The following is a 25,851-nucleotide window of genomic DNA, read 5'->3' on the forward strand; positions in this document are numbered from 1 at the left end:
TCGAAATGTTGAGGTCGGGACGCCAGCCGCACTCTCCGCGAGGTAGGCCTACTCAACGTGCACGATCAGTCACCACCGAATGTGAGACAGAGCCGCTCGTTTGACAGACCCGGTCAGGCGGCCTCGTCGAGGTGCGCTTCCCCTTCCCGGTACGGGACCGAGATGTCGCAGGCATCGGGGGTGTCGTCCCCGCGGATCTTCTCCCGGCCGATCGGGTTACATCTTTGCCGCTGTGGTGGGCCGGCGGAACGTCCCGTCGTGGTGCCACCAGTCGTTCGACTCGCGGGAGAGTGCTGCCACTGCCCGAGCCGAAGAGCACCGGCTTCGGCTCACTGGCTAGAAGGGTATGCGGCCGTCACCCTGGCCAACTGCTTGCCGTGCCGGTGGAAGTGGCCTGTTATCTGATGGGCACCGGAATCCGTTGTGGATATTTTGTCCGTTTCGGTGAAAGTGGTTCCGAGGTAGCTGTTGGTGGGGTAGAACTGCAGGTCAGAAAGGCTGCTCCCCGCGCCCGCGGGGATGGACCCCGGCGGAACTTGGTGTTCGCGCCGGAGGTCTTCTGCTCCCCGCGCCCGCGGGGATGGACCCAAGGGACACAAGGGGGTGACCCACCTGGGGGACTGCTCCCCGCGCCCGCGGGGATGGACCTAACACATGCTGCATCACTTGATGCAGCCGGAGCTGCTCCCCGCGCCCGCGGGGATGGACCTACCGAGACGAGCGCGACGAACTGCCCCTCGGCCTGCTCCCCGCGTCCGCGGGGATGGACCCGGGCTGGGTCTGTCGTCTTGCTGGTCCGCTGGTGCTGCTTGCTTGTGTTCTGGCTTGACCTGCTGTTCTTTCCTGCTGCCGGGAGTGCTCGTGCGGTTGGGCGCGGGGTGGGTGTTCTGGCGTGACGGTGAAGCTACCCGTCTTGACGAGAGTGCTGTATATTTTTTCTGGTGCAGGTCCGTACCGCGGGGCGCTGTCCGGAGGGTTCTGTCTGCCAGGAGGAGCACGCAACGATGATCCACCCAGACCGCAGGCACCTCGTCCGTACCCGGGAGATGCTGGCCCAGGACATGGGAATGTCCATGGGTACCTTCCGCAACAAAAGGCCCTACACCCAGCCTGGCTTCCCCGCCCCCATCAGCGCTGCCGGCGCCCGCACGCTGCTGTGGGACGGTGAGCAGACCGACGCCTTCCTCGCCGGCGAGACCGTCCCCGCACTGCCGCCCGCGGACGGGCCCGGCGTGCTCCTGGACCGCCAGGAGGCCGCCGCCGAACTCGGCGTGACGCCCCGGACCTGGGACGGATATGCCACCGACCCCCGCCTCCACGCACACCTCGTCGACATCCACGGTGTGGACCACTGGCCGCGCGGCGCCGTGCAGGCGTTCCGCGACAGCCGGCCCGGCAAAGCGGCCGCGTCCGGCCGGCCGAAGGGCAGCAGCGATGCCGTCCCCCGCGGTGAGCTCCGCGACCGGATCTCGGCCCTTCTCGATGCCGAACCCGCGGTCACGATCGCCGATATCCAGCACGCCACGGGCGCCGCCTACGCCACCGTCCAGCGGGCCCTGACCGAGCTCCGCGGCGAGCGCACCGCGACACTGATGACGACGGATCCCACCCTCTCCTTCGAGCAGGCCGCCAGCCGGCTCGGCTACCCGCCGGCACTCCACCGCGGAATCCAGTCCGCCATGCAGCGGAAAACCACCGGTCCGTAAAAATTCAGGAACCACCGCTTCTGCTTTAATACTCCAGCTGTAGATCGTGATCTTCATGTCTGATCGGTGGCTTGTCGGTGGTAGTGGCTGGTCCTGGATCGGGCTTGGTGGCGGCGTCGCCAGAGGGACCAGCGCAGCTTGTGGACGGCATCGGGCGTGGATCGGACGAGCGCCGTGAACAGTCGCTGGATTTCGTTGCAGGTGAGCGGGATCAAGTCGTCCGGGGTGGGATGGCGGGCGTGTTCTGCGGCTCGGATGACCGCCAGGAAGGAGTGCGCGAGCATGGCCAGGGTGACCCAGCGCGACCAGGAAGTGAAGCGCCGGACCTGGTGCTCGTCCAGTCCGGTTAGGCCCTTGCCCGACTGGAAGGTCTCCTCCACTCGCCACCTCGACCCGGCGACGCGGACCAGTGTGGCGAGGGGCTTCAGGGCGGGCGAGAAGCAACGGTAGTAGGCCCGTTCGCCGGTGGTGCGGTTGCGGCGGATCAGCAGTTGGCGGTGGCCCGGTCCGGAGTCGGCCAGGTCGATGACCGCCCAGTCGTAGTAGCGGTGCCCCTTGGCGCCGGCTCCGGCCGACAGCTTCTGCCAGGCCCGCTTGGGCACCTTCGCGGCCAGCGCGTCGGCCCGGAACTTGCCGGCACCGGTGATGACCTCGGCCGAGGAGGCGACGGCCAGCACGAAGCCGACCCCACGCTCTTCCAGCAGGGCCCGCAGACGCGGGTTGCCGCCGTAGACCTCGTCGCCCGTGACCCAGCCCACGTGGTGCCCGGCGTCGAGGAACCGGCCGATCATGCGGCCGGCCAGCTCCGGCTTGGTGGCAAAGGCTGTGTCTTCGGGCAGGCCGGCGGCCCGGCAACGGTCCGGCTCACACGTCCACGAGCGCGGGAGGTAGAGCTCTCGGTCCACCGCCGCGTGCCCGCGCGCTCCCGCATAGACGAGGTAGACCGCGACCTGAGAGTTCTCGATCCGGCCCGCGGTGCCGGTGTACTGGCGCTGCACGCCGACCGTGCGGGTGCCCTTCTTCAGGTCGCCGGTCTCGTCGACGACGAGGACTGCCCGCTCATCGTGCAGTTGCTCCATGACGTAGTCACGTACGTCGTCGCGAACCGCGTCGGCGTCCCAGGACGCCCGGCACAACAGGTGCTGCATGCCGTGCGGCGTCGCTTCCCCGGCCCACTCGGCTATCGTCCAGCAGTTCTTGCGCGGCAGGTCGGACAGCAGCCCGAGCACCAGCCGTCCCGCCCGACGCCGGGCCTCCACCCGTGCGAACCGTCCGGCTATCCGTCCCATCAGGCCCTCGAACGCCTCCTGCCAGCGGGCAGGGTCTACGCTGTGACCCACGGCCACCGCATGATCGTTTGTTTTCACACACCGATGATCAACGGTGGCCGCAGCCATACCGGGCAGGAGGAACACCATGCAGATCGCCGGCGTCGACATCTACCTCAATCACCCCGTTCTGCACCTCGGGGCAACCGACTGGGTTCCACTCTCCCTCGCCCTGGACGCCGCCCCCGCAGCCAGTTGCGACACCCACGTGGCCGTCCGGGTTCGACCCCAGAGAGGGCTGATCAAGGTGCGTCTCTTCACGCCGCCTGATGACCCGCAGGCCGAAGACCCCGACGCGGAGTTCACCACCGTCTTCGACGGCCCCCTCCTGCTGCCCGACGGGCGCATTGCAGTCGGCGATGTCGAACAACTAACCCGCTTCGTGCACCGAGTGGGCGACCGCGGGCAGTTCAACGTGCGCGTCGCCGTGGACACACCGGGGCCAGACGCCAGCGCCATCGACATCGTCATCACCGGCCCGAGCAAGTGACCCGCGAGACGCCCATCCCGGCATGAGACCGCATAACGTACGGCGGCCGCACCACGATCAAGATCACGATCTACAGCTGGAGTATTAAGCGGGTGGAAAACAAAAACGCATAGCCCAATTCATACAGGGCTATGATGCAGGCGGGAGCGCGGTTATGGGCGCGGTGTTGCCCCGTGGAGCCGCGTTCCCGGCGATGGCCGGACAGGGCCGCTAACCCTCACCGCCGGCACCCCCGGCGGACCGGCCATCGCCCACCTTGCCCCCCGGTACCAGCAGAGCGCGCTCAGCCCGTCTCGCAGCCATTCTCCAGGTAGACCGTCCGCCCCTGCGCACGCGCATGCACGCAGGCCTGCACGCGCCGGGCAAGGACCGGCAGGAGCAGCTCACCCACCGACCCGATGTCCACGAACGCGTACTCGCGCAGCTCTTCTTCCTGGAGCCGGATGGAGCCGACCTGCTCCGCAGTCAGCCGGCCGCCGTCGAAGACCGTGACCAGGCCTTCGCTGCGACTGGGGCGCGCGGACGTCCAGTCGACACCCAGCAGCATGCCGGGCGCCAGATCGAGGCCGAGTTCCTCGAGCACCTCACGACGGGCCCCGGCGCGAGGGGACTCTTCGGCCTCGACCGCCCCGCCCGGGATCTCCCACGGCTCCTTGTAGACGGGATCGACCAGCAGCACCTGGTCCGCGTCGTTGAAGAACAGCACGCCGGCCGCCACCCGCTTACGGGCAAGAGCCTGGTCGTACTGCGTGAGCGCACCGGCCGGTTCCTTCATGCCGCGAGCCTAGTGCTCCAGCACCACCCCGCACGGCGCAGCGCAACCAGAGGCGCAGCGCGGCCAGCTACCGCCGGCCCCAGGAAGACGAAGGGGCGTGGGTGGACCCCATTCCGGTGACGACGATCCGGTACGACTGGTGCCAGGCCAGCGAGGGCACGCCGGAGGGGGTGCGGTGTGTGCAAGCCGTGGAAAACGGCTTGCGAGTGGGGTGCGCAAAAGTAGGCGGTTCACAGTTTTGCGGGTGGAATTTCGTGTTCCATTTCTGTTGGGGCGGGTTTTCTTGGGGGTCTGAGGAGGAAGCCGGTGTCCTTGCCGGGGGACCGGCCCGTCCGCTGTTGCGGGGACGGGTCCGGTAGGCGGGGTGGTGGCCTTCTTCTTCGCTGTCAGTCCTGCGTGAACGCGGTGCCCCGAAGCAGTGGCATACGTGGCAGGGGGAACTCGCCGTGCACTGTGCGCGGAAGCATTTTCAGGGAGCTTGGGTCGTTATGAAGTTGAAGTCCCTCTGGAGCCGGGCAGGCGCGAGAGCGGGTGCGTTGCTACTCGCGATGGCTGCGGTGGGTGGTCTCGTGAACGGTGCGGCTGCGCCGGAGGCCCAGGCGAATACCAGTGAGCGGTGGACGGACATCGACTGGCACATGGAGGACTACGACGCACCGCGCGGCGGTTCGGCCGCCGCGCGGCAGTCGCGGTACTACCAGGACGTCGTGAACCGGATGCGCCAGCTCGCCAGCCAGGAGATGGCCGGTACGCAGGGTCTGCCCGGTGTCTACGACACGACGATCGCTCCCGGGACCAGGACCAACCGGGTCATCCGGATCCTGCTCTGGAACAACGAGGCGACCACCCGCAACCCCAACGGCGCGCAGCGGGCCGATGTCGCGTTGTACTACTCCGTTGACAACCTCTACTTGATGGGCTTCTCGGCTCACGGAAACCACTACCGCATCAACGCCCCCTACAGTGCGCACCTGGCGGAGGAGATCCGGGTCCACGACAACCTGAGGACGGCTCCGCTGGTTCGTGCGATCGACTCCAACGGGAGCTACGCGTCGCTGTCTGCCAGTGAGGAGTGGCGTGGGGCCGAGGCGTACACAGCGGCCAGGTTCAGTCTCCACTGGCGGGCCCTGGAGGCCGCGAACGCGAACAACCTGAACAGCAGCGGGGTGCGGCGGGCCCTGGCCTACTTCATCGGCGCCACCTCCGAGGCCACCCGGTTTGGCTGGATCGCGGATCGTATCGCCAGCACTCTCATCTACAACGGGGACCCCGACTACCCGGGCAGCCCGGACCACATCGGCGAGTTCGGCACCGATCTGGAGATGAACTGGGACACCCTGTCCTCGCTGGCCCACCGGTCGGCAGCGGGTCGGAACGTGACTGCCGTGAACATCAACGGGCGGGTCTACGGGAGCCTGAGGCAAATCTGGGACGGCGACGGTGACGACGACGACAGCACCGGCCGGCCCCGCATCGCCCCCTTCCTCGCGATCCAGGGCAGCGGCCTCTGACCGGTAACACGTACGGGAGCCGGGGTCCGGTCCAGGAAGGACCGGGCCCCGGCTCCCGCACGCGCACCGCAGTCGGCCCGGGCACAGATCCGGGCGGCCCTGTCGGGCGTGCTCTGGGCCGGGGCGCCGGCGGACCGGTTGACAACCGCGCTGGGGGACCCGTTGCCGCGCCGTCGGCCCCGAGTGACTGCGGCAGGGGTCAGGCAGCTGGTGCAGGCGGGTCTTCTGGTCTCCCTCGGTGGGGAGGCGGAGTTCCCTGACGCCCACCCGGACCAGGTGGCCACCCTCGCCCACCGCCGGGACCTGCCCGCGCTCCTGGACCGGCACGTACTCCTCAGCCCGGATCAGGCGGTACGCGGGCTCGGCGTCCGCGTGAAGGCGGCCCGGCTGTGGCACAAGGCCCAGCAGCATCGCGCGGGCCAACGCTGCGGCCGACGCCGGGCGGCTGCTGCGCGAGGCCGCCGCCGCGGCGAACTCCTCTCCGGCGACACCACCCCCATCGACCGTCAGACAGCTCTCGCCCTGGCCCTGGACCTCTCCCGCCGCAGCACCCCGCCGACGGGGGAGTTCTGCACCTACCAACCCGTCGTCAACGGCGGAGCCTGCCCCTGGAAACTTGACTGCGAGAACTGCGACAACTTCGTCCTCTCCGGCGCAGACCTCCTCTACTGGCGACGCAAAGCCGAACAGTGGCGCTCCATCGCCGAGAACGCCCCCGACGACGCCACCGCCGACTACCTCCACACCGTCTTCGAACCCACCGCCAAAGCCATCAAAGGACTCGAAGAGGCCCTGACCGCCCTCGGCATCCTCGACGAAGCCCTCACCCTCGACCTGCGGCGCCCCCAGGACTACTTCCACCGCACCTGGAGCACCGCCTTCCGCGCCCGAGACCTCGCAGCACTGCAAGCCCCCGACGACACCACAGGACAGCCGACCCCCCGCACCGACGCGGCCGTCCAAGCCCGCCGCCAGGCCGCCCAGGAAACGCTCGAACGCCTCCAGACCGCCCTGGCGTCCGCAGCCCGCGACCATACGCCTGTCACCGTCGCAGCCCTCGCCCGTACCGCCCGCGTCTCACGGACCTTCCTCTATCAAAACCAGCAGGCCAGAGCCCTGATCGGACAGGCCACCCGCACCACCAAACCTCATTGCGGAGTCTCCAACAGCGACAGCCGCGCACAGCCCGCCTGGAAGGAACGTGCGCTCAACGCCGAAGACGCACTCGCTCAAACCCAGCGCGAAAGCCGCACCCAGCGCACCTGCATCGCAGAACTCCTCGGCAAGAGCCGCGACCTCGAACACGATCTCCCCGAAGACTCACTTCAGCGCATCGTCACCGAGAACACCACGCTGAAGCAGCACGTACGACAACTCACCCAGGACAACCATCAGCTTCAAGAACGACTGACCAGCGCCCGCCAGAACAACCGCTTCATGGACAAGCGCATCGCCGACCTCGAAGCCCAGCTCGCCCCATACCTCACCTCTCCGCCACCGTGCCCCTGACCCAGGCTCGGATCATTGCCAAACGAGAGGGGCCTTGCCGGTGATCGTCAGATCCATTCGATACCGAGTTCCCGGAGTGCGGTGAGTTGGTCGGCGGTGAGCTTGTCGCGTCGAGTTTTGGTGTTGGAGATCCACACGCCGAGCTTCACGATCACCAGTTCCTCCTTGCCCTCGACCGCGATCTGTTCGCCGTGGGCGCGGGGGACCGGCCGGTGGGCGCCTTCCCGCTCCACCCACTGTGTGAGGGCCGCCAGGCCCCGCTGGAACGCCTGCTGCGCCTTGCTCGGCTTCGCTCCGCGGCTGGCTGCGGGGGCGGGAGCGGGCGTCTGGTCGGGCTGCACGCCCAGTTTCGCCAGCCGTTCCTGCTGCTCGCTCGACAGCTGTGCCCAGGTGCCCGGTTCCTGCTGACGCCACCTCCAGGTACGGACGTCATCACCGTCGAAGACGACGCCGGGGGCGATGTAGGGAGGGTGGCCGTCGGCGTTGACGAGGTCCGCGAGCACCCGGTAGTGGCGCTGCCAGTTCAGCGGCCACGGGCAGTTCCAGTCCGGATCGATCTCCGCCAGCTGCACCGCGCGTTCCGCCGCGCGCCCCGGGTCCTTGCCCAGGCCGCCCTTGCGCCGGAGGTTGGTCATGTACTGCCCCGTGCCTTTACGGGCCGGGCGGGTCTGCGATGGGTGTGCGGGGGGTGAGGGTGATGACGGTGTCCAGGCCGAGGCGGTGGAGCAGGTCATGGATGTTGGCGTTGACCCCGGTCAGGCTCAGGGTTCCTTCGAGCCCGTGCAGGCGCTGGTACCAGTGGATGAGCAGGGTGACGCCGCTGGAGTCGAGGAAACGGCTCTGGGAGGCGTCCAGGACGAGGTGGCGGCAGCCTTCGTCGATGATGCGGTTCCCCACAGCGCGCAGCAGCGGGGCGGTGTGAAGATCGACACTCTCGGGCAGCAGGGCAACAACCCGGTCGCCGGTGCGTGTGGTGACGTGGAGCACAGCGGGACCCTCTGCCTGGTGGGCCGGTGAACCTGCGGTCAGGTATTCCCGGTGCTGCGTCCTCCACTGTAGGGGTGCGCGGCCGGCACGTGTGCCCGCGGTGACGCTGGGGTGCGGGTTCAGGGGGCAGCTTGCATCGGATAGGTGGATGCGGGACGGTTGCTGGACGACAACTTGTTTTCCAGAGCAGGAAGGTGGTGGGCCACGCGCCGCGTGTCCCCGCTTGTGACTGCTTCCCGTGGTTTTCCCGCCCGCCCCCGCAGCGCCGGTGACACGGCCGCCGACGCCTGGGGGAACGCCCCCTACCCTGTCGTCGTGGCCGACCGGCACGGCGGCCTGGTCTACCTCAACGAGCCCGCGCAACTGCTGTGGCCGCAGGCGTCGAGCGGCGACTGGCTGCACGAGACAGCGCCCTCCTGGCTGTCGGACGCGCACACCCGCATCAGTAACGGGTTGCGCGCCATGGACGCCGATGCACTGAGCGGCCCTGTCCAGGACCGGTTCTTCGAAGCGCATTCGACGCCGGGCATCGACGGCGATGTGGTGTGGTGGCTGATCGACGACACCGACCGCCGCCTGGCCAAGGAGACACTGCGCACGGCGCAGGACCGCTCCGAGATCCTGTCCCGGGTGTCCTCGACCCTGTTGTCGACGCTGAATGTGTCGCGTTGCATGGAGGTGGCCGCGTCCATGGCCGCGCAGCATCTGGCGGAAGCCGCCGTTCTCGTCGCCCCCGCCCAGGGCCGGCGCCATCCCGTCACCTACGCGGTGCAGGGCGGCCCCGTCATGCAGATCTCGCAGCGGATCGACCCGCGCAGCGTGCCGGGCCTGGCCGAGGCCCTGCAGGGCTTTCCCCCGGTGCCCGCGCGCTGGATCGACCCCGCGCGCATTCCCGACTGGGTCGTTCCGGCCGGCTTCACCAAGCCTGTGGGCTCGGTGATCGTCACCCCGCTGCCCGGCCATGGAGTGCCCGCGGGCGTGTTGATCCTGCTGCGTTCCAGCACCGAGCAGAGGTTCACCGAGGGCGAGGAGGTCTTCGCCCGTCTCTTCGCAGCCCGCGCCGGGGCCGCCCTGTCGGCGGCCCGCCTCTACACCGAGCAGGCAGACGTCACCGCCACGCTCATGCGCGAACTGATGCCCCCCTCCCTGACCCGGGTCCAAGGGATCGACTACGCCGGCAACTACCGGGCGGCCAAGGACCACGAACAGGTCGGCGGCGACTTCTACGACGTCCACCCCGGCGCCGACCGCTCTCAGGAAACCCTGGTCGTCCTCGGCGACGTCGCCGGCAAGGGCCTGGAGGCAGCCGTCCTGACCGGCAAGATCCGCAACACCCTGCACGCCCTGCTGCCCCTGGCCGGTGACCATCAGCGCGTCTTGGGTCTCCTCAACGGCGCCTTGCTCTCCTCCCACCACACCCGCTTCGCCACTCTCGTCCTGGCCTCCGTGCGCCGTCGCGGCGGCAAGGCGCATCTGCGGCTGACCAGCGCCGGACACATGGCCCCCCTCATCGTCCGCGCCGACGGCGAGGTGGAAGAGGCAGCCACCTGCGGCACCCTGGTCGGCGCCCTGCCGAACGTGACCTCCCGCACAGTCCAGGCCGTTTTGAAACCGGGTGAGACGTGCCTGCTGTACACCGACGGGATCACCGAGGCCCGCGGCGGGCCGCTGGGTGATGAGATGTTCGGCGAGGAGCGTTTGAAGCGGGCCCTGTCGCAGTGCGCGGGCATGCCCGTGGAGGCTGTGGTGGAGCGGGTGCAGATGCTGGCTGCCCAGTGGCTGGGCACTGGACAGCACGACGACATGGCGGTTGTCGCCATCAGCGCACCTAAGACGGCCACCCTGTCCGTAGTCGACGGGCACACCTAGGACAAGAAAAGGAGAGCAACCAGGTGAGCACGACCACATCGGCGGCGCAGGACCTTCTGTGGCAGGCCGTGGCCGACGCGGACGAGAACGCGGCCATCACCGTTCTGTACTACGCCATGGACGAAGGCCTGGACGAGGAAACCCTGCTGCTGGACGTCATCGCTCCCGTGCAGGAGAAAGTCGGCACCGAATGGGCCGCCGACCGCATCACCGTCGCCCAGGAACACGCCGCCACCGCCATCAACGAACGCGCCATGGCCGCCCTCGCCCACCGCCAGCCGGCCCGCGCGTCACAGCCGGCCCGCCGGCCGCAGCCAGGCCGCCGCGGCCGGATCACGGTCGCGTGCGTCGACGGCGAATGGCACGCCTTTCCCGCCCGCCTCGTCGCCGAGACCCTGCGCCTGCGCGGCTGGCACGTCGACTACCTGGGCGCCCAGACACCCACCCCGCACCTGGTCGCACACCTGCACCGCACCGGCCCCCACGCCGTCCTGCTCTCCAGCTCGATCCCCACCCACCTGCCCACCGCCCACGCGGCGATCACCGCCTGCCAGGCCATCGGCGTCCCCGTCATGGCCGGCGGCCGCGCCTTCGGCCCTGACGGCCGCTACGCCCACGCGCTCGGCGCCGACCACTGGGCCCCCGACGCCCGCACCGCGGCCACCGTCCTTGAAGCAGGACTGAGGCAGCCCACCCCCGCGGCGATACGGCAGACTGTCGACGACCTGCCGCACCTGGACGACCAGGAGTACACCTTCGTCGTCCAAAACCGCACCCAACTGATCAAGCAGTCTCTTGCGGATCTTGAAGACCGCTTCCCGGCCATGCGCGCCTACAGCACCGCCCAGCGCGACCGGACCATCGAGGACCTTGCCCACATCGTCGATTTCCTCGCCACCGCCCTCTACGTCGACGACGCCGAGCTGTTCACCACCTTCACCACCTGGACCGCCGGCATCCTCACCGCCCGCCATGTACCCGCCGCCAGCCTGCGCCTGGGCCTGGACGTACTGGCCGGACACCTACGAGACTTCCCCCGCGCCCTGACCTTCCTCAAGACCGCTGCCGACAGCCCGCAGCTCAGTTCCGATCACACCGGCCCGGGAATCACCGCATGACTTATCTGCCTGCCGACTTCACCATCACCATCCGCAGCGCCCAGCCACACGCGCTGCACCTGAACGTCGCGGGAGACCTCGACTACGAGACGAGCAACTGGTTCACCAACGAGGTCAACCAGGCACTGGACACCCACCGCGAACAGCACGGGCCTGCCCTTGAGGACCTGCACCTGGACTTCAGCGGCCTGACCGGCATCGACTCCAGCGCCCTGACCGTCTTGCTCCTCCTGCACCGCCGCACCCACCCCGCAGGCATCACCCTGCACCTGGACCAGCAGCCCGCCTACATGACGCGCGTCCTCGAGATCACCGGCATCGCCGACCACCTCACCCAGGACGCCCGCGCCACCCATACAGCTGCCGGCATCGCACACGACGAACAGAACGAATCGGCTTCCGCGCCCTGAACGACCCCGGTCTCCACACCGCTTACACAGATGCGGAGGCGAGAGCCGGGTGCCGCGTCAGGCGCTGCAAGGCACGCCGGGCATGGCTCTTGACCGTGCCCAGCGGCAGCCCCAGCCGGACAGCGATCTCCTGGTGGCTGTACCCGTGGCAGTAGACCAGATGCAGCACTTGGCGCTGCGCGACCGGCAGGGACCGCAGGAGCCCGTCGGCGTGCAGGCGCCCGGCGACCGCCTGGGCCATGGAGTCGTCCACGTACTGCGGAAGGGTGCGCTCCATCACCCGCTGCTGGCGGGCCTGCCGGCGGTAATGCGCATCGAGCGCATCATGAATCTTGTGATTCGTAATGCCGAACAGCCATGCTCTGACCGTACCGCGGCCCGCGCGGTAGGCGGTCTGGGACTGCCAGGCGGCAATAAAGACCTGCTGGACGACATCTTCCGCCTCGTGCTCGTCCCGCAGTCGCCCACGCGCCCAGGACCTCACCTCTGGATGCCAGCGGGTGTAGAAGGTGCCGAAGTCCTCACCATCGCCCACGCACAGCCACCCGTCTTCGTTCGAGATCACTGATGATCGGCTACCCCGGATGCGACAGAGCACCAGCGCGCCGACGACCACACCACCCACTCACCCCTCTGGCAGCTGATGGACTTCAGGTTGGCAACTACTGCAGGGATCCTGCTTGCTGCGAATTGATCCGGACCTATCCCGAGCTTGTCGGGGTTCTGTCAGGCGGTCTGTGAGGGGGATGATCGCCGGCTGTGGACGCGGCTTCGGCGTCATGCGCGGGGAGCCGGAAGAGGATCAGTCCGGGGCTGCTTCCTCCGGGTCTTCGGTGATCCCGTTCGGGTCAGCCGTGATGGCGGTGGCAGCCGGGTCCGGCGAGGGTGGCAGGTGCTTGGTGTCTTGGTTGCTCGCCCGTCCCACTTCTTCGAGGAGTATTGCTGTGTCCGAACGCAACACGCTCATCCGGAGTCTGCACGATGTCGGTCTGGCCGCCTGGTTCGGCGGCTCACTCATGGGTGCGGTCGGCCTCAACGGCGCCGCCAAGGATGAAGGCGGCACCGACACGGCCACGGACCGGATCGCTTCTGCCGGATGGGCGAAGTGGGCACCGGTCAACGCCGCCGCCATCGGCGCGCACCTGTTCGGCGGCGGCGGGCTGCTGGCCGTGAACGCCCACCGCGTCGCCACTCAGCAGGGGGTGGCCGCCTCCACCACGGCCAAGACGGTCGTCACCGCCGCGGCCCTGGCCGCCACCGCTTACGCCCGCGTCCTGGGCAAGAAGGTCGAACTGGCTGCCTCCACCGACCCGGAAGACACCGAGAAAGCGGCCGATCACCCCATCGACCTGGACAAGGCCCGTCGACAGCTGACCTGGGCGCAGTGGGCGGTGCCCGCGCTCACCGGGTGCCTGGTGGTGCTCAATGCCCTGCACGGTGAGCAGCAGCGTGCCGAGGAGCAGGTGGCGGGCATGTGGGAGCGGGCCCGCTCGGTGAGCCCCTTCATGTCGTGAGGACCCGCTCCCGGCTCCGGGCGGATCCACGAAAGGGGGGCGGCGGCAGGTCGAGAACGGCCACGAGGCTCGCTGTGCGATTCTGGCGTCTCTGGGTCGTGCCTGCGGCGTTCATCAGCTACACGGCATGGACCTCCCGACGCGTCAGGCAGGCCAGGGCGACGGCGAGGAATGCCCGGCCGCTGCCGGTACCGGTACCGGTACCGGGGCAGCGCGGGTGAGCGCGCCCTTCGAGTACGAGGCTGGTTCCTACAGCTGATGCACGGGAGAGAAGATCGTGGGGCTCTTGCGGTAAACGGTCTTTTTGCCGGCCGCTGAACACACCGAAGCCGGGACAGTCCCTGTGTGGGGGAGGGTATCGGGGGCAGGTGGGGTGGTGAGCGCGTGGGACCGCTCTGGACAGGCAGGGCCTGGCCGAATTCCCCCCTCGGTGGGCCCTGGGGTGGTCGGACGGGCCCGCACCGGATGGTGCGGGCCCGTCCGGCATGCCGTCGGGTGGCGCGGCGGTCGGTCCGTGTCCGGGTGACATGCCGCAGAGGGCTTTGCGCCCTGGGGGTGTGGGTCAGAAGAGCTGGTTGTAGGTGTTCCATCCTCCGCCGACGGGGGTGCGGGTGGCGAAGGGAGCGGTGGCGTTGCCGGTGCCCTTGTACAGCCACAGGGTCCCGGCCTTGTCGCGGGCGACGGCGTCGGGGCGTCCGTCGTCGGTGAGGTCGCCGGTCACGACGAGCTGGTCGTAGGCCTGCCAGCCCCCGCCGATCCGGACCCGGGTCGCATAGGGCACGGTGGCGTTGCCGGTGCCCTTATACAGCCACAGGATCCCGGACTTGTCGCGGGCCAGCAGGTCGGCGCGTCCGTCGCCGCTCAGGTCCGCGCCGCCGGCCAGCCGGTCGTAGGCCTGCCAGCCACCGCCCACGCGCACGCGCGCCGTGAAGCGGTTGTTGTCGGTGAGCCTGCCGGTGCCTGCGTAGAACCACAGGATGCCGGACTTGTCGCGGGCCAGCAGGTCCGTCAGCCCGTCCCGGTCGAGGTCCCCGGCCCCGGCGATCCGGTCGTAGGCGTTCCAGCCGGGACCGATACGGACGCGGGCCGCGTAGGTGCTGCCGCTACCGGCCTGCCGGTCGTAGTACCAGAGGGTCCCGGACGCGTCGCGGGCGACGAGGTCGCCGAGGCCACGGGTGGTGGCGGACGGACGGATGGTGTCCCACGAGAAAGGTCCCTGCGTGTAGGGGGACAGGGAGCTGATCGCGGTGTAGGTCTGCCAGCCCGTTCCCGTTTCGCTGCGCGTGTCGAGGGGGGCGGTTGCGCTGTGGGTGCCGTCGTACTCCCACAGCCTGCCCGTGGTGTCACGGGCGTGCAGACCGTGCCACGGCTGGACGGTACGCCCCTGGGCGAGGAACGGCGCGCTGCTCTGCTTGACGTCGGACTCGTCCCAGACGCCCTGGTCGTAGATGTTGTAGCGGGTGTGGGCCTGGAGTTTGTGGGCGTACTGCCCCGGTCCGCCGGTCAGTTCGTACTCGACGACGTGGTCTCCGGGGGCGAGGAAACAGGCGACGTTGGGGATGGTGTCGGGCAGGGTCGTGTGACGGACTTCGCAGGTGGCACCGGAACCGGCGGTGACGCGGCCTATGCGCAGGGGTGGGGAGTCACGGAGGATCTGGTGCGGAGCGTAGGCGAAGCGGAGCGTCAGCCTCCCGGCGTCGTTGGCGTGGACGCGGAGCCGCTGGCGGACCGTACCGCCGTCGGGGACGGCCGGGAGGTCGAAGCCGACGGTGTTCAGTAGCGCGTGCGCGCGGGACTTGACGGTGACCTTGCCGGTGCCGTGCCGCCCGTCGGCTGGGCGGGAGCCCGCGCTGCGGGCCGCCTTCACCGCCGCGGCGAGGTCGCCGCCGGCCGGTATGTAGGCGAAGCCCCAGTACAGGGTGGCGTCCGCGGCGGTGGTGGGGACGAGGACGTTGGGTGCCTGGTACGGGGCCCCTTCGCAGACGAAGACCCCGGTGTATCCGGCGGGTTGCGCGCACTGGCCGACGCCGGGACGGTATCCCTCCGGGAAGCCCGCGCCCGCGCCCTGCGGGTCGGTCATCGGCTGCGTGCCGACGGCGATGACGACCTTCCCCGCGAGGGTCGTGCCGGACGCGACGATCGGGTAGAACCGGGGCATCGCTCCCGGCGCCACCACCGCGTCGTATCCCGACAGCCGCAGCTCGCCGGTGGCGGTCGCGGAGTGCGGGGCCAGGAGGGTCGCCGCGGTGAGCAGTCCGGTGGCCGCGCCGAGCACGGCCGCACGGCGGATCATGTGTCTCATACGTCCTTCACAAGGAGTGTGCTGCCGGCGCGCTGGGCCGTTCCAGACGGCCGGGCGACGACGGACGGAAGACGGGCTGGCTTGCCGTACCTTCCGAGGGGTACGGCAAGCCGGCTGGTCGGTGGATGGAGCAGGTCGGACTAGAAGATGCCGGTGATCGCGGTGGCCCATCCGGCGGTGCCCGCGAGGCGGGGTGCTCCGTGGCCGGTGGGTGTGCCGGGGTAGGTGAGGAGGCATCCGGTGGGGCAGATCCTACTCGTCCAGTTCCCTGCCGAATCCATGTACTGGACGGGGGTGTTCGGGTCGGCGGGGGTGGTGGCCCAGAAGTCTCCGGATTCCTGACCGGGGGTCGGTATGAATCGCTTGAAGTTGTAGGTCTTGGCTTCGTTGCCGGGGCCGGGCGGGAGGTCGGGCGAGGGCTCTGTGGTGACCGTGGCGTCCTGCAGGGTGCCCTGGGTGTTGCCGGGGGAGGTCAGGAAGGGCCGCTGGGTCCAGCCTCCGGTGCCGTACACGCTGCGCTGGAGGAGCTTGTATTCACTGCCGGGGCATTTGACCGTGTCGTTGCGGCAGCCGGGGTAGAGGTAGAGCTTGCCGTCTGCGGGGTCTCGGGCGATGAGGTCGGCGTGGGAGTCACCGTTGACGTCGTCGGCGGCGAGGTTGGTGAGGTCACGCCAGCCGCCGGTGCCCAGGATGACTGGACTGTCCCAGTCGAAGGGCTGCGCCTGGTTCTGGCCGCCGCCGCCGACGGCGAGGCCGCTGTAGAGGATGAGCCGGGCGTTGCCGCAGTCGGTTTTCGCGTCGGAGACGCATTCGACGGTGATGAGGTCGTTTCCGGCCTTGCCGTCGATGTTTCCGGGGAGGAGCACCTGGCGCAGCCCGCTCCAGTTGGACCCCTGGGAGGGGTGGAGCAGTTCCTTGCGGGTGTAGTACCAGGGGGAGCCCGCTCCGTTGCCGGGGTAGACATAGAGCTTGTTGTTGGACAGGCGGACGACGAAATCCTCGTAGCCGTCGGGATCCGAATCCCGGAAAGACATGCCCTTCAAATCGCCGCGGTGGGCGATGAGCGCTCCGCTCCAGCCACCGAGACCTGCGTTCTGGCGGGCTCCCATGGGGCCGAGGTCGCCGTTGCCGGGGTAGAGCCATAGCTGACCGTCGGGGCCGGTGGCGACGAAGTCGGCGAAACCGTTACCGTTGAGGTCGCCGGGCCGGTCACGCTTGGTGCTCTCGATGCTGGGGTCGGAGTTCTCTTTCTCGTATATGAAAGCCGGTTCCTCCGTGGTGAGGGAGATCTGGTCGTCGCCGCCGGCGAGTACGGAACGGTTGCCGGACGTGTCGTAGGCGACGACGTTCAGCTTGCTGACCGGGTGTGCGAACGGAGTGATGGTGACGGTCGCGGTGTGGTTGGCGTCCGTGCCGGCCTCGACCCAGGTGCCGTTGGGGCAGCGGGGAGTCGTCGCGGAGGACAGGGGCTGGTCCATGGCCCAGCAGTAGCCGTCGATGTCGCTGACGGGGTTGGTGAACTTGAACTGACGAGGTGCCCGGGCCGTGTAGCTGTCGGCGGGCTCGCCGGCCTTCGTGCCGTCGGCGTCAAGGACGGTGACGGGTTTGTTCGGGCCGATCAGGTCGACGCTGAAGGAGCAGGCCGCGGTGGACGCACTGGTGGTGTTCTCGTTGTCCTTGGCGTAGACGCTCCAGGTGTAGGTGCCGTTGCCCAGCTTCGTGGCCGGCACCAGCACACTGGCCTCGCCGGAGCCGCTCACGGTGTCGTAGTTGGGCGAGAGGGGGACAGCAGCGCCGCTGGAGTTCTTGACCGAGAAGTAGGCGGTGACATTGCCGCCGTCCTGGTCCTTGATCTTCGCGTTCAGCGTGATGCCGCTGTTGCCGATGCGTCCGCCGCAGGCGACCGGGACGTTGCCGTCGCCGGACTCGACGTAGTAGCCCTCGTAGGCGGACTTGCTGGTGACGGCGGGCTTGTAGTTGTAGTCGACCTCGAGGACGGGGTTGTTGCGGAAACGCTTGTAGGCCCTGGTGTTGCCCGCGTAGCTGTCCGGGGCCTTCATCCCGAAGACGAGGGTGCCCCAGTTGCTGTCGGCGGCCTTCTGGACGTAGGCCTTCAGCGCTGTGCTGGTGAAGTCGTGGCCCTTGTCACCGGGGCAGTACTGGTCGTTTCCGCCGAAGAACGAGCCGTAGGCGAGCTTGCTTCCCCAGGGCTGGGTGTTCCAGGTGGGGGTGGTGGCTATGTCACCGGCCGACCACAGCTCGGTCGGGCCGACGGAGGAGTCGCAGACGTAGGAGTGCGTCTGTATGACGGCGAACGTGGCGCTGTTGATGGTCGCGTTCTCGAGGCCGTTGGTGTTCATCGCGAAGAACGAGGCGGTGTCACCGGTCCCGTTGTACCCGACCCGGGGCTCGTCCGCGGGATTGGAGGAGTTCCAGCCCGAGCCGTTGGGGTAGGCGGCGTTGGGAGTGGCCGAGTAGACCACTGCCCACTTCTCACGGTAACCGCCGCTGAAGACCGGATCGATTACCAGCGGGAACTGATCGGCTGCGGCCAGAAGACCCGAGTCCGGCACGAGACTGAGCGTGTCACCGCTGATGTCCACGTCCACGGGCGCACTGTCGGGCTGCGCGGTCATCGCAGCAGCGGAGCGGGAAGCCGTCTTCGAGGCGGTGCCAGCCTGCCCCCCGTCCGCCGGAACGGCGGGCTGCTCCCACATCTTCGGGCTCGGGGCGCTGAAGACCGTCTCGCCGCTCTCGTCCTTGGCCAGCAACTGGTTGTCGGGGGTCTTGGTCAGGGCGACGCCGTCGGCCTCGTAACCGAGCTCGATGCTGCGCAGGGCGGGATTGGCCGCTGCTTCGGGCGTGTGGATGACCAGATGCTGAGCAAAGCCGTCGACCTCGGCAGTGAGTTCGAGGTCCACACCGGGCAGGACCGACGGGTACGTGGCCGTGTCACCGTCCAGGACCGGCGCGGGAAGCACGGAGGGCCAGGTCAGAGCGAGCTTCTTACCCTGCTTGACCATCGTGGCCAGCGACTGGTCACCGCCCCCGGAGAACGCGATCGGGAAGGTGGACGCCGCCGGCCCGACCGAGCCGTCCGACTGCCGCACGAGGGAGGGGTCGGTCGGGCGCCACATGCCGTCGAACCGCGTCCACTTCGGGACGCCGTAGGAGCGGCGGGTGGTCGAGCCGTCGGGATTGGCGAAGAACTCGGTGCTCTCCTGTCTGCGGTCGAGGATCTCGATCTGCCTGCCCGTCCTGGCCGCCTCGTCGAACGCGGCTTCCTCGAACATCGCGGACGGCGTCTGCGGCGCGTCCGTCTCCGCCACCCCGGCCGCGGCCGCAGCCGGGGACGAAGCCATGGGCGGAGCCGGCAGGGCGATGGCTGCGGAGACCGGCAGGGTCATACTCGCGGCTATCGCCAGAGCTATCGCTCTGCCGCCGCGTCTGAATCTGGTAGTGCGCATGTACTGGTGCCTTTCCGGAGTGCATGGCTTTCTACAGCGGTCGAGAAACGCTCTCTGCTCCTCTCCGGCGGGGACTCTAACCCGAGGGGCGGACATCCCCGTACAGCAGGCTTCAATCCGGTGTCGAAAACCTGCGGAAGATTCCCTCGAAAAGGTAAACGGAATCTAGAAATCCGCATGTGGATAGTTGTGGAGATGTGGCTTTTATGTGCTCATGACCCATAAAACTGCTGGTCAGACGGTTGGATCGGCTTGATGGAGGCTACGCGCGAGAGGGAGTTCCCGGACCTGACAGACTTGATCAGTCTCCTTCTGGTCATGCTTGCCACCCGGCCCTGGGTGGTGTTGGATCCGCTTGATCATAAATTTTTCGTGTACGACCTGGGTGGGGATCTCAATGTTGTTCCGCAATGGCTTCGCCATGCCCTTTTACAGGCGCAGAAAAAATAAACTGACGAAGTCCGCGCGGACAGGAATAGCCGGCGCGCTTTCAGCAGCGCTGAGCATCTCCCTGCTCACCGCGCCCACATGGACCGCAGCCGCCCAGACCCCCGGCCCTCCGGCCGTACCCCAGACCAAGTCCGTCGCAGGCACCGACTTCATACCCAAGGGCCTGAAACGAAGACCACAGCCATCCCCTCCGTGGAAGGCCCCGTCCGCCACCTGGCCCACCCCCGCAACCAAGGAGCTCGAGCTCCACCCCGCGGCGAAAAAGACCATCACGGTAGGCGGGCTGCCCATCCACCTCACACCGTCTTCCCCTCGCACCGGGCAGAAGACCAGCGGCTCGCCCACCCGAGTAGAGGTTGCGGTAAAGGACCGCACCACCGCCCACGCCGCCGGCGTCGAGGGCCTCTTGGTGACCCTGCGCCCGACCGTCACCACCGCACCCTCCGGTGGACCGGTCAAGGTGGAAGTCGACTACAGCTCCATACGCGGCGCCTACGCGGCCGGCTGGACTTCGCGCCTACGCCTGGTGACCCTCCCCGCCTGCGCCCTGACGACGCCCAAGAAGGCCGAGTGCCGTCAACAGACTCCACTGACCACCGAGAACAACACTTCCTCCCACACCCTGACCGCCGACCTCACTATCCCGGCACCGGGCGCGCCGGTGAAGGCCGCCAGCGACTTGCCGAAGGCGACCGCTCCAACCTCCTCCGTTTCCGCTCCGGCTTCGGCCGGAGCGACTGTGCTGGCAGCCACCGCCGGCGCCAGCGGCAGCGACGGTTCATTCAAGGCAACCTCACTCGCCTTGTCCGGATCATGGTCCGCAGGCGGAAACTCAGGAGGCTTCGGCTGGAGCGTGCCCATCGAAGTCCCCGCCGTGCCCGGCGGCCCCGCCCCGAAGGTCGCCCTGTCCTACAACTCCTCCTCGGTCGACGGCCGTACCGCCTCGACGAACAACCAGTCCTCCTGGATCGGTGAGGGCTGGGAGTACTCACCCGGCTTCATCGAGCGCCGGTACGCCTCCTGCGAGAACGACAAGGAGGGCGGCAACAACGCTGCCAAAACCGGTGACCTGTGCTGGAAGTCGGAGAACGCCACCCTCTCCCTGAACGGCTCTTCCAACGAACTCGTCTGGGACTCCGCGAAAAAGACCTGGAAACTGGCGAACGACGACGGTTCCCTCGTCGAGCGGCTCTACGACACAGCCTCGAACAACTCCGGCGACGATGACTCCGAGTACTGGAGGGTCACCTCCCTCGACGGCACCCAGTACTGGTTCGGCAAGAACCACCTGCCGGGCTGGAGCAGCGGCAAGGCTGAGACGAACTCAGTCTTCTCCGTCCCGGTGTACGGCAACCACACCGGTGAGCAGGGCAATGGCTCCGACTTCGCCTCCTCCGCCGAGAAGCAGGGCTGGCGCTGGAACCTCGACTACGTCGTCGACCCGCACGGCAATGCCATGGCCCTCTACTACACCAAGGAAGAGGGCTACTACGCGCAGAACAACAAGACCGACGCCCCCCAGGCCTACACCCGGGGCGGCTACCTGAACCGGATCGATTACGGCCTGCGTGCAGGCGCCGTCTACACCACAGCCAACCCCGCGGGCCGCGTCACCTTCACCACCGACGACCGGTGCACCGCGACCGATTGTGCCTTCACCGAGAGCAATGCCACCAACTGGCCGGACACTCCTGTCGACCTGAACTGCACCTCCAGCGGAAAATGCCTCCAAGGCTCGCCGTCTTTCTGGTCCAAGCAGCGTTTGACCAGCATCAACACCTCCTCTCTGGTCGGCGCCAGCATGGTAGACGTCGACACCTGGTCCCTCAGTCAGTCCTTTCCGCCAACTGGCGATACATCGACGCCCGCGATGTGGCTCGACTCGGTCCAGCGCACGGCCAAGGCAGGACCGGCTATGGACATCAAGCTGGACAAGGTCTTCTTCGAGGGCGAACTCATGCCCAACCGGGTCGACGACGCCGAAGGCCGGCCAGCACTGAACCGCAAGCGCATTACGAAGATCACCAACGAGACCGGTGGCCAGACTCTCGTCACTTACACCGCCAAGGAATGCACCCCGACCACCCTTCCCGCGGCGGACAAAAACAATAAGCGGTGCTACCCATCCTGGTGGACCCCGGACGGTGCCGTGGACCCGGTCAAGGACTGGTTCCACAAGTACCTCATCAGCCGCATCGACGAGAACGACACCACGGGCGGCAGCGGCTCCGAAACCAAGGTCACCTCCTACACCTACTCCGGCGGCCCGCACTGGCGCCGGGACACCGGCGAGTTCACCCTCGACAAGCACCGCACCTGGAACGTCTTCCGCGGCTACGCCACCGTCCACACCTATAACGGCGGCGACAGCAACCGCAGCAGGACCACCAACACCTACTACCTCGGCATGGCCGGCGACACCCTCGCAGATGGCAGCACCCGCCAGGTCGCCACCATCAACGGCATCACCGACCGCGAGGACTTCACCGGTCGCGTCGCCACCAGCACCACCTACGACAAAGCCGGTTCCAGCGGCATAGCCGTCGCCAAAACTACCTACGTGCCTTGGCAGTCCGGCACCACGGCCACCCAGACCGTTAAGGGCATCACCGATCCCGACCTACCCGGCACACCCGCTCCCACCCTCCCCGCGAAGACTGCCCAACTCTCCGGCACCACGAGCGAAAAGCGCAGCACTCTCCTCGACGACGGCAGTACCTGGCGCACCCTCACCACCACTCGTACCTATGACACCACCTACGGCCTCCTCACCAAGGAGACCGACGACGGCGCCGGCACCGTCGAAGCACGCTGCACCCTCACCACTTACGTCACCCCCGACACCACCGACTGGCTGATCTCCTACCCCAGCGAGATCGCCACCACCGACAACACCGCCTGTCGCACCCAACCCGGTGAAATCACCAGCCGTACCCGCACCTACTACGACGGACAAACTCTCGGTACCGCCCCGGAGGGGGGCAAGGCCAACGTCACCAAGGCCGAACAGCTCGCGCGCCATGAGAGCGACACCACTCCGGTGTGGGAGACCACCTCCGAGACCGCCTATGACCAGTACGGCCGAGTCCTGACCACCAAGGGACAGGACGGCCAGCCCGTCACCACCGTCTACACCCCCGCCTCCGGCGCCCAGCCGACCACGGTCAAGGTCACCAACGTCAAGGGTCACAGCAGTTCCACGACGTTCGACGGCATGCGCGGCCTCGCCCTGACCGCCACCGACGCGAACGGTCGCACCACCACCAGCGAATACGACGCTCTGGGACGCGTCACCAAGGCATGGAGCACCGGCCGGGCGAAGACACTTCAGCCCAACGCCACCTTCACCTACAACCTCTCGGCCACCATCCCCTCCACCGTCATCGCCAAGAAGCTCCATGAAGACGGCCTATGGGGCACCAGCGTGTCCTTCTACGACTCTTTCCTGCGTGAGCGCCAGACCCAGACCGACTCCATCGGAGTGACCGGCCGCGTCGTCACCGACAGCTTCTACGACACACACGGCCGCGCCTACCTCACCAACGCGCCTTACTACAACAGCAGCGCCCTGACGACGACCATGCTCGTCGTCACCCCGGACCTGGTCCCGCAGGCGCAGCAGACCCTGTACGACGGCCGTGGCCGCGTCACAGAGAGCATTCAGCTCTCCCAGAACGTGCCGCAGTGGAAGACCACCCACACGTACGGCGACTACTGGACCGCCACAGTGCCGCCCAACGGCGGCACCGCCACCCTCACCCTCACCGACGTCCGCGGACGCACCGTCGAGGAGCGCCAGTACAAGGACCGCACCCCCGTTCCGGACGCGGCCCCCGCCCAGTACGAGAAGACCGCTCGCACCTACAACACCGCCGGCCTTCTCGCGTCGCTCACCGACTCCTCCGGCCGCAACACCTGGCGCTACACCTACGACCTACGCGGACGGCAGCTCAGCACGACCGACCCCGACAAGGGCCGGACCACCACCCACTACGACGCCAACGGGCGCGTGGACACCGTCACCGACACTCGTGGCACCCTGGCGATTACCTATGACGAGCTGGGTCGCAAGACCACCCTGCGTTCAGGGTCGGTGACGGGTACGAAGCTGGCGGAGTGGACCTACGACACCGCCACCGGCGGCAAGGGCCTGCCCCACAAGTCCACCCGGTACGACACAGCAAACGCCTACGCCGCCTACACCACCGAGGTCACCGGCTACGACACCACCGGCCGTCCCACCGGCACCAAGGCGACGGTCCCGAGCATCACCGGTGAAGAACTCCTCGCGGGCACCTACACCGTCGCCACCACGGCCACGCCGGTCAGCGGTCTGCCAAAGACGGCCGCCTACAGCACCACCAACACCAACGCCACCACCACCCTGCCCGACGAAACGGTCACCAGCCACTACGGCTCGAACGACACACTCGCCATCGTCGACAGCTCGCTCGACCACGCCTACCTGCGCGGCGCCGGATACACCCCCTACGGCGAACTGGCCCAGGCCCAGCTCGGCAACTCCGGCAGCCTGGTGACCCAGACCCTCACCTACGAAACCTCCACCCGCCGCCTGGTCAAGAACCAGATCAACCGCGCGGCAACCGGGCCCGCCACCCTGTCCAACATCACCTACAGCTACGACCCGGCCGGCAACATCACCTCCATCCGGGACGCTCAGAACGACGGCACCGTCACCGACGACCAGTGCTTCACCTACGACTGGGCACGCCGCCTCACCGACGCCTGGTCCTCCGGAGACGCCTGCGCCACCAAGTCCGTCAACGGAGTGGGCAGCCCCAACCTGGGCACGGTCGACCCCTACCGGACGTCCTGGACGTTCACCGACACCGGCCAGCGCAAGACCGAGACCCTCTACAAGGCGGGCTCGATCACCGCGGACACCACCCGCACGTACACCTACCCCACCGCCGCAGACGCGGCCCAGGCGCACGCCGTCCGCTCCGTGACCGCCACCGGTGGCACGACCGGAACCGACACCTACACCTACGACGACACCGGCAACCTCACCAAGAAGACTCCTGCCGACGGCCCGGTACAGGACCTGACCTGGAACGAGGAGGGCAAGCTCAAGACCTCGACCGTCTCCGCCCAGACCACCTCTTTCCTCTACGACACCGAAGGTACCCGCATCATCAAGCGGGAGCCGACCAAGACCACGCTCTACCTGCCTGGAGGCCAGGAACTCGAACTCACCCGCAAGGTCGGCACCACCCCCGCCGCCCTCGCCAACGGCACCCGCTATTACGGCATTCCCGGTGGCTCGGTGATTCGCACCAGCAGGGACAACAGCGTCCGCATCCTGGTCTCCGATCACCACAACACCAACACCCTGTCCATCTCCGCCAGCAGCCTCGCGGTCAACCGCCGTAAGACCCTCCCCTACGGCGGGCAGCGCGGAGCCGCCCCGTATTTCTGGCCTGGGGCTAAGGGCTTCGTCGGCGGCAACATCGACACCACCACGAACCTCACCCACATCGGCGCCCGTGAATACGACCCCAACCTCGGCCAATTCATCAGTGTTGACCCTCTCCTTGAGATCGACAAACCTCAGACTCTCAACGGATATAGCTACGCGGCTCAAAACCCCACCACTTTCTCCGATCCCACAGGGCTTGGACTCGATGATGGCACTGGGCACACTGAACGACCTGAAAAAGTAACTGGAGAAGGAACTGGAAAACCTCGTGGCAGCACCGGAGGACCTAGCCGGAAGTCGAACAGCGGGACAAATGGCTCCTCTGAAAAACCGAAGGGACGTCCGGGCGAAGACATTCGGAGCGACAAGATCCGGCACGATGCTGCGGTAGAAGCCACGGCTGCGTACCTTCGCGCTCACTGGGCCAAGAATCCCGAGGTGAGGGTAGAAACTGAATATTGGATACCTGGGGGTCAGCGAACAACGGGAAAGGGAGGATGGGCGGACATCGTAATGTTCTTTGGTGACGATATTTACGTCTGGGAAATGAAGTCGACTATACAGGCTGAGACAGAGGGGTCCGCAACCCTGAATCGCTACATCAACGCATTGAACAAGATCGAACAGAAGAACGGCCGTGGGCGATTCGTACAGCGGGGCTGGGAGCTTCCGCAAGTAGCAACGATTGATCCACTTAATCCTCGTCAGCAAGTCGTCGCTCAGTCGACCCGCACGCGAACGGGTTCTAAGCGTACTAGCGAGGAGTATAAAGGCGTTGTCGGCTGGTGGACGCGCAATCAGAGAGATAAGCCTCCGTCGGGTATGGAGCCTGCTCCTGTTTGGGCGCCGGTAACGGTTCAAGTCTGGCAGCCAACGCCGCAACAGCAGCAAAGTATCGCATGGGGTGCAATTGCTGCGGGTGCAATGTATGTGCTTGGAAAGATGGTGAGCGATCCGACCGGGCTTTCAGGGTGA

The 25,851-nt window shown here is 67.6% G+C and carries 15 protein-coding genes, 1 pseudogene and 1 CRISPR repeat array; of the genes and pseudogenes, 9 read left to right on the forward strand and 7 right to left on the reverse strand.

All coding sequences use genetic code 11. The features are described 5' to 3' along the window. The first annotated feature begins 498 nt into the window (after positions 1 to 498). A CRISPR array of direct repeats spans positions 499 to 770; the repeat unit is 28 nt; unit sequence CTGCTCCCCGCGCCCGCGGGGATGGACC. Positions 771 to 1,004: 234 nt separating this feature from the next. Further along, positions 1,005 to 1,706, forward strand: a complete 702-nt coding sequence (locus AB0398_RS33015) for a hypothetical protein (RefSeq protein WP_366379361.1) — start codon at positions 1,005 to 1,007, stop codon at positions 1,704 to 1,706. A gap of 53 nt (positions 1,707 to 1,759) precedes the next feature. Here AB0398_RS33015 and AB0398_RS33020 read toward each other — a convergent pair whose 3' ends face one another. Continuing rightward, positions 1,760 to 2,995 carry an IS701 family transposase gene (locus AB0398_RS33020; protein ID WP_366379378.1) on the reverse strand — a complete coding sequence of 412 codons (1,236 nt, stop codon included), beginning with the start codon at positions 2,993 to 2,995 and terminating at the stop codon, positions 1,760 to 1,762. 127 nt (positions 2,996 to 3,122) lie between these two features. Here AB0398_RS33020 and AB0398_RS33025 point away from each other — a divergent pair, with 127 nt between their 5' ends. After that, on the forward strand, positions 3,123 to 3,524 hold the full coding sequence (locus tag AB0398_RS33025) for a hypothetical protein (RefSeq protein WP_365722735.1): 402 nt from the start codon (positions 3,123 to 3,125) through the stop codon (positions 3,522 to 3,524). 283 nt (positions 3,525 to 3,807) lie between these two features. On the opposite strand, the gene AB0398_RS33030 is transcribed toward AB0398_RS33025, so the two are convergent. After that, positions 3,808 to 4,299, reverse strand: coding sequence for an NUDIX hydrolase (locus tag AB0398_RS33030; protein ID WP_366379362.1), 492 nt, complete (start codon positions 4,297 to 4,299; stop codon positions 3,808 to 3,810). Between the two features lie 569 nt (positions 4,300 to 4,868). Between AB0398_RS33030 and AB0398_RS33035 the strand changes: the two genes are divergently transcribed. Further along, complete coding sequence (locus AB0398_RS33035) at positions 4,869 to 5,810, forward strand: ribosome-inactivating family protein (protein ID WP_366379363.1); 942 nt, start codon at positions 4,869 to 4,871, stop codon at positions 5,808 to 5,810. 210 nt (positions 5,811 to 6,020) lie between these two features. Next, positions 6,021 to 7,319: a DUF6262 family protein gene (locus AB0398_RS33040; protein WP_366379364.1), complete on the forward strand. Its 1,299-nt coding sequence runs from the start codon at positions 6,021 to 6,023 to the stop codon at positions 7,317 to 7,319. A gap of 47 nt (positions 7,320 to 7,366) precedes the next feature. Here the strand turns inward: AB0398_RS33040 and AB0398_RS33045 are convergent. Continuing rightward, positions 7,367 to 7,963 (reverse strand): annotated as a pseudogene (locus AB0398_RS33045) (helicase associated domain-containing protein); the annotation flags it as partial. A gap of 7 nt (positions 7,964 to 7,970) precedes the next feature. After that, positions 7,971 to 8,216, reverse strand: coding sequence for an STAS domain-containing protein (locus tag AB0398_RS33050; protein ID WP_366379365.1), 246 nt, complete (start codon positions 8,214 to 8,216; stop codon positions 7,971 to 7,973). Between the two features lie 405 nt (positions 8,217 to 8,621). On the opposite strand from AB0398_RS33050, the gene AB0398_RS33055 reads away from it, so the two are divergent. Genes AB0398_RS33055 through AB0398_RS33065 form a run of 3 tightly spaced genes read left to right on the forward strand, consistent with a single transcriptional unit; the run spans position 8,622 to position 11,703 of the window. After that, positions 8,622 to 10,175, forward strand: coding sequence for a PP2C family protein-serine/threonine phosphatase (locus AB0398_RS33055; protein WP_366379366.1), 1,554 nt, complete (start codon positions 8,622 to 8,624; stop codon positions 10,173 to 10,175). 23 nt (positions 10,176 to 10,198) lie between these two features. Then, positions 10,199 to 11,293 (forward strand): cobalamin-dependent protein, encoded by a 1,095-nt coding sequence (locus AB0398_RS33060; protein ID WP_366379367.1) that lies wholly within the window; start codon positions 10,199 to 10,201, stop codon positions 11,291 to 11,293. Next, positions 11,290 to 11,703, forward strand: a complete 414-nt coding sequence (locus AB0398_RS33065) for an STAS domain-containing protein (RefSeq protein ID WP_366379368.1) — start codon at positions 11,290 to 11,292, stop codon at positions 11,701 to 11,703. Before AB0398_RS33060 ends, AB0398_RS33065 begins: the two co-directional genes overlap by 4 nt. Positions 11,704 to 11,725: 22 nt before the next feature. On the opposite strand, the gene AB0398_RS33070 is transcribed toward AB0398_RS33065, so the two are convergent. Then, the gene (locus tag AB0398_RS33070; protein WP_366379369.1) at positions 11,726 to 12,268 is read right to left on the reverse strand and encodes an RNA polymerase sigma factor; all 543 of its coding nucleotides are present in this window, start codon (positions 12,266 to 12,268) and stop codon (positions 11,726 to 11,728) included. A 379-nt stretch (positions 12,269 to 12,647) separates the two neighbouring features. Here AB0398_RS33070 and AB0398_RS33075 point away from each other — a divergent pair, with 379 nt between their 5' ends. Continuing rightward, complete coding sequence (locus tag AB0398_RS33075; RefSeq protein WP_366379370.1) at positions 12,648 to 13,217, forward strand: hypothetical protein; 570 nt, start codon at positions 12,648 to 12,650, stop codon at positions 13,215 to 13,217. Positions 13,218 to 13,779: 562 nt separating this feature from the next. Here the strand turns inward: AB0398_RS33075 and AB0398_RS33080 are convergent. Continuing rightward, the gene (locus AB0398_RS33080) at positions 13,780 to 15,510 is read right to left on the reverse strand and encodes a VCBS repeat-containing protein (protein WP_366379371.1); all 1,731 of its coding nucleotides are present in this window, start codon (positions 15,508 to 15,510) and stop codon (positions 13,780 to 13,782) included. Positions 15,511 to 15,659: 149 nt separating this feature from the next. Continuing rightward, entirely contained in the window at positions 15,660 to 18,881 is a 3,222-nt protein-coding gene (locus AB0398_RS33085) for a hypothetical protein (protein WP_366379372.1), read from the reverse strand. Between the two features lie 502 nt (positions 18,882 to 19,383). Here AB0398_RS33085 and AB0398_RS33090 point away from each other — a divergent pair. Beyond that, positions 19,384 to 25,851 carry an RHS repeat-associated core domain-containing protein gene (locus AB0398_RS33090; protein ID WP_366379373.1) on the forward strand — a complete coding sequence of 2,156 codons (6,468 nt, stop codon included), beginning with the start codon at positions 19,384 to 19,386 and terminating at the stop codon, positions 25,849 to 25,851.

This window comes from Streptomyces sp. NPDC086147 (assembly GCF_040702165.1).
Classification (GTDB): domain Bacteria; phylum Actinomycetota; class Actinomycetes; order Streptomycetales; family Streptomycetaceae; genus Streptomyces.